General features: G+C 59.4%; 2 protein-coding genes and 1 pseudogene. 2 read left to right on the forward strand and 1 reads right to left on the reverse strand.

The features are described from left to right. Positions 1-2,174 precede the first annotated feature (2,174 nt). Entirely contained in the window at positions 2,175-2,654 is a 480-nt protein-coding gene (gene greA, locus Q0Z94_RS10925; protein ID WP_298069638.1) for a transcription elongation factor GreA, read from the reverse strand. A gap of 249 nt (positions 2,655-2,903) precedes the next feature. Between greA and ettA the strand changes: the two genes are divergently transcribed. Next, positions 2,904-4,583 (forward strand): energy-dependent translational throttle protein EttA, encoded by a 1,680-nt coding sequence (ettA, locus tag Q0Z94_RS10930; protein WP_298069640.1) that lies wholly within the window; start codon positions 2,904-2,906, stop codon positions 4,581-4,583. Positions 4,584-4,651: 68 nt separating this feature from the next. Further along, positions 4,652-4,987: pseudogene (locus tag Q0Z94_RS10935) on the forward strand (alpha/beta hydrolase); the annotation flags it as partial.

Raw genomic sequence — 4,987 nt, forward strand, 5'->3', positions numbered from 1 at the left:
AAATCATAAGAAAATATAATTGAAATGTAAATAAAACGTTAAATTTTGAGATTTCGTGCAAATTTTTTTATTTTTTTTTCGGGACGCCGCCCGCGAAACCCCAGCCTGATGTTTCCAAGAGGCAAGGACACCCCGCCTTTCCGAAAAGCGGAGCCGCCACGTGAAGCCATCGCGGGAACCGCCGCCTTGTGCTTCGCGGCCATGAACTACAAGCTCTCCCGCGTGGCGGGGAGGGAAGTTGTTTTTTAAGAAGGCGGAACTTGTGCGCTCCTCTTTTCCCCGCGTGACAAAAAAGGAAGTTCAGGTAATAACGCAAAGAAAACGGCAAACACTTCTCTCCGCGGCATGGAAGGAAGGGCTTGGCCTTCACCGTCCTTCGCTCCCGCGGCACAGCTTTCCGCCGGTGCGGTCGTGCCCGCTTGAAGCGAGGCCAGAAGCGCCGCACAGTCTTCGTCTTCCCGAAAAGCCGTCTTTTTTCCTTCTTCTGCTGCTGTTGCTGCTGTCCCTTCACCGCCCCCGTTGCCGCGCTGTTTCCCCGTTTGCCTCCGTTCTTTGCCGTCTCTGCGTCCCCTTTCACGCCTTATCCCGCTTTCCCCTTGTCTTTCCTTTCCTTGCACTTTGGTTGTACGGGCATGAGGTCTGAAAAATTTTTTGACGCTGCGGAACGGGGGCACAAGCGCAGTGCCGGGGAGAATATTTTTGAGGGACGTTCAAGAAACCCGTTGCTGGCTCAAGCTGCCTGTGATGTTTTTCCCTGGGCTTACCTGTTCGCCGCCCAGGAAAAAGTCAGCAAAAATGGTCGGTTGGAGCGCATTTTGAGGACTTTTCCCGGGTATTTAACCAAAACCTCCTAGGCACTCGAAAGCCCCGGAGCAAAAAGGCGGAAAAAGCGACTGGTGCTGGACACCGTTCAATATCTTCTTTGCAATTTCGGGACGTGCAGCGGATCCTCTATGATTTGAGCTTCCGTGCCTTCGGGCTGGAGACGCCTTGTTCCGGCGGAAGGGCTTTGCGTCTTATCGGGGCTGCGCGGCAGGAGCTTGAAAATTTTTGGAGCATGGCCTACGGTTCCCGCGGGGCAGCTCCTCCGAAAGGAGGTGATGCCTATGGTGCAGTTCCTGCTGGATGTGCTGGCCGACTTTCTGGCCGCCGTCCTTGCGGCTCTCTTTAATCGGCATATGGGCGATTAAATGAGCAGCCCCTGTAGGTGCTGCAACATCTACAGGGGCAAAAACTTGAGCTTTTCGGCTAGGAAAGCTGACAAACTCGGGGGACTGCCCCGCCGGGCGGTGTTGGAAGCACTGCCCGGTTTCTTTTTAAGCCTTTCCTCAACCTGCGTCAAGGAAAAGAGAGCTAAAAAGTGTTTGCCCCATCCAAGCGCCCTTCCCGGGGCGGGCCATGAGAGGGCGTCCGTGAAGAAAATTCCGGGAGTGCAGCGGAAGACCTTTTCAACACAACAGAAGCCCACCCTGCTCAGCAAGGTGCTTCTCTTTGCGCTTAACAAAAATTCCGAGGCCCGCGAAAGCCCCGAAGCAAAAGGCGGAAAAAGCGGCAGGTTCTGGACGTGCGGCCTCCCCCTATGATTTGAGCTTCCGGCCTTCGGGCTGGAGACAGCCTTGTTCCGGCGGAAGGGCTTTGCGTCTTATCGGGGCTGCGCGGCAGGAGCTTGAAAATTTTTGGAGCATAGCCTACGGTTCCCGCGGGGCAGCTCCTCCGAAAGGAGGTGATGCCTATGGTGCAGTTCCTGCTGGATGTGCTGGCCGGCTTTCTGGCCGCCGTCCTTGCGGCTCTCTTTAATCGGCATATGGGCGATTAACAGAGTTTGCCCCTAGGAATTACGCCATTCCTAGGGGCACATAACCTTGACCGTTTCGCTACGGTGATACTGTCGGGGGGCTGCCCCGCCGGGCGGTGTTGGAAGCACTGCCCGGTTTCTTTTTAAGCCTTTCCTCAACCTGCGTCAAGGAAAAGAGAGCTGAAAAGTGCTTGCCCCATCCAAGGGCCGTTCCCGGGGCGGGCCATGAGAGGGCGTCCGTGAAGGAAATTCCGGGAGCGCAGCGGAAGACCTTTCCTCACAACAAAAGCTCTCCCCGCTCAGCAAGGTGCTCCCGTTTGCGCTTAACAAAAACTCCGAGGCCCGCGAAAGCCCCGGAGTAAAAAGGCGAAAAAAGCGGCTAGTTCCGGACGCCGTGAAATTCAATATCCGTGATTTCGTAGGTCACGCGGCCGCGGGGGATGTCGATGGTGACTTCGTCGCCCACTTCGTGCCCCAGAAGGGCGCGCCCCACAGGGGAGTTGATGGAAATGGAGCCGTTGGAGAAGTCGGCCTCATCCGGCCCGAGCAGCGTAAACCGGGATTCGGCATCGGTATCCACATCGACCACATGAACGGTCGCCCCGAAGATGACCCTGTCGCCGCTCAGCTTGTCGATGTCGATGACCGTGTACTGCGGCAGCTGCGATTCTATATAGTTGATGCGCGCCTCAAGAAAGCCCTGCCGTTCGCGCGCGGCGTCGTATCCGGCGTTTTCCTTGAGATCCCCTTCCTCACGGGCTTCCTTGATGGCCTGAATGACGAGGGGGCGTTCCTTCTTCAGACGTTCGAGTTCGTTTTCCAGCTTTTTGTAGCCTTGAACGGAAATAGGCGTGCTCATGACAACGTTCCTTTACAGACGGAGAGATAAAAAAAGAGGCCCGGCTTTCTCGGAGCGAGGACGGCGTCCCATACGAAAGAAGCGGGGCATTTTCTGTAAAGGGGTGTATAGGTCTGCCGCGTGAAAAAGTCAATCCCCGTGCACAGCAGATTTCCTGCTGGACAAACGTCCCTGCCTTCTGCCACAGTAATGGACGGAATTTCTGCCGTTCCGCCTTTCTGCGGCCGGCAAAACACGGACGGAACGAAGATGAGCGAACCGGATAAAGTCATCTATTCCATGAGCCGCGTGACCAAGCGCCACGGTCAGCGGGAAGTGCTCAAGGATATTTCTCTCGGCTATTTTTACGGCGCGAAGATCGGCGTGCTGGGGCTGAACGGCGCGGGCAAATCCTCGCTGCTCAAGATCATGGCCGGAGTGGACAAGGCCTTTGAAGGCGACATCGCCGTCGCGCCCGGGTACAGCGTCGGCTACCTTGAACAGGAGCCGCTGGCGCACGACCGTATGACCGTCCGCGAGGTGGTGGAAGAGGGCGTGCAGGAGGCGGTGGATCTGGTCAGGGAATTCAACGCCATCAACGAAAAGTTCGCCGAACCCATGGAGCCGGAGGAGATGGACGCGCTCATCGAGCGGCAGGCCAGGGTGCAGGAACGGATGGACGCCCTGAACGCCTGGGATCTGGATTCGCGGCTGGAAATGGCCATGGACGCACTGCGCTGCCCGCCGCCGGATACACCGCTCTCCGTGGTCTCAGGCGGTGAGCGCCGCCGTGTGGCCCTGTGCCGTCTGCTGCTTCAGGCTCCGGACATTCTGCTCCTCGACGAGCCGACCAACCATCTGGACGCCGAATCCGTGGCCTGGCTGGAGCGCTACCTTCAGGAGTTCCCGGGCACGGTCATCGCCGTGACCCACGACCGCTATTTTCTCGACCATGTGGCGGGCTGGATCCTTGAACTCGACCGCGGCCGGGGCATCCCGTGGAAGGGCAATTATTCCTCGTGGCTGGAACAGAAGGAAAAGCGGCTGGCTCTTGAGGAACGCGCCGATACCGAGCGCCGCAAGACCCTCGCCCGCGAACTGGAGTGGATACACATGTCGCCCAAGGGCCGCCACGCCAAGGGCAAGGCGCGCATCCACGCCTATGAAGCCATGCTCAGCCACGAGAGCGAACGCATGGCCCCGGATCTGGAAATCTACATTCCGCCGGGGCCGCGGCTGGGCAAATCGGTGATCGAGGCGCGCGGCCTCTGCAAGAGCATGGGCGACAGACTGCTTCTGGACGGCGCCTCCTTCCTGGTGCAGCCCGGAGCCATCGTGGGCATCATCGGGCCGAACGGCGCGGGCAAGACCACGCTGTTCCGTATGCTCGTGGGTGAAGAGAAGCCGGACTCCGGAGAGCTGTACGTGGGCGAAACCGTGGCCTTCGGCTACGTCGATCAGGGGCGTGCCTCCCTGGAGCCGGGCAAGACGGTTTATGAAATCATCAGCGGCGGCAGGGACACGATCCGCCTCGGCGGCAGAGAGATGAACGCCCGCGCCTACTGTTCACGCTTCAACTTTCAGGGCGGGGATCAGCAGAAAAAGGTGGACGTGCTTTCCGGCGGCGAACGCAACCGCGTCCATCTGGCCTGTATGCTGAAGTCGGGGGCCAACGTGCTGCTTCTCGACGAACCCACAAACGACATTGACGTGAACACCATGCGCGCCCTTGAGGACGCCCTGGAGAATTTCGCGGGCTGCGTCCTCGTCATCAGTCACGACCGCTGGTTCCTCGACCGCATCGCCACGCACATTCTGGCCTTTGAGGACGAGGGCAGGGTGACGTTTTTCGAGGGCAATTTCTCGGAATACGAAGAAGACCGCCGCAAGCGCTTCGGCAAGGACGCGGAGACGCCGCACCGCCTGAAGTTCCGCAGGCTCACCCGTTAGCCGTGCGGACAGCGGGAAGGCGAGGAGCGCCGGGGGTGTTCCCGCTCATCCCCTGCGAAGGAGGTCTTGTGTCCCTTATCCTCACATGGCGATGGCAGAGAGAGCCGGAGCGGCTTCTCCGCTGCTGCGGCTGCGGCTCACCCGCTGGCGGACGCCGTGAGGAACGGCGTTTTCTTGAAGCTCTGGACGCGCTGCCGGATGCCGGACTGGGTGATCTCTGCATCATTGCGGGCGGCTTTCTGGACGGGCTGACAGGCCGGGCCTACTGCCTGCGCGAGGAACTGCCCTCCGTCATGGCGGGCTTTGACGTGTTTTACCGCGAGCACGAAGAAGCCGGAGATATGCGCCGGATCATCGCCCGCTACGGCCGGGCCGGGCGCCGCATTGCCCTCATCGGACATAGC

Origin of the sequence: uncultured Mailhella sp., assembly GCF_947631555.1 — a bacterium.
Taxonomy (GTDB): Bacteria; Desulfobacterota; Desulfovibrionia; order Desulfovibrionales; family Desulfovibrionaceae; genus Mailhella.

Coding starts and splice junctions, on each gene's coding strand:
- ettA (WP_298069640.1), top strand. CDS start 2,904: ATGAGCGAACCGGATAAAGTCATCTATTCCATGAGCCGCGTGACCAAG.
- greA (WP_298069638.1), bottom strand. CDS start 2,654: ATGAGCACGCCTATTTCCGTTCAAGGCTACAAAAAGCTGGAAAACGAA.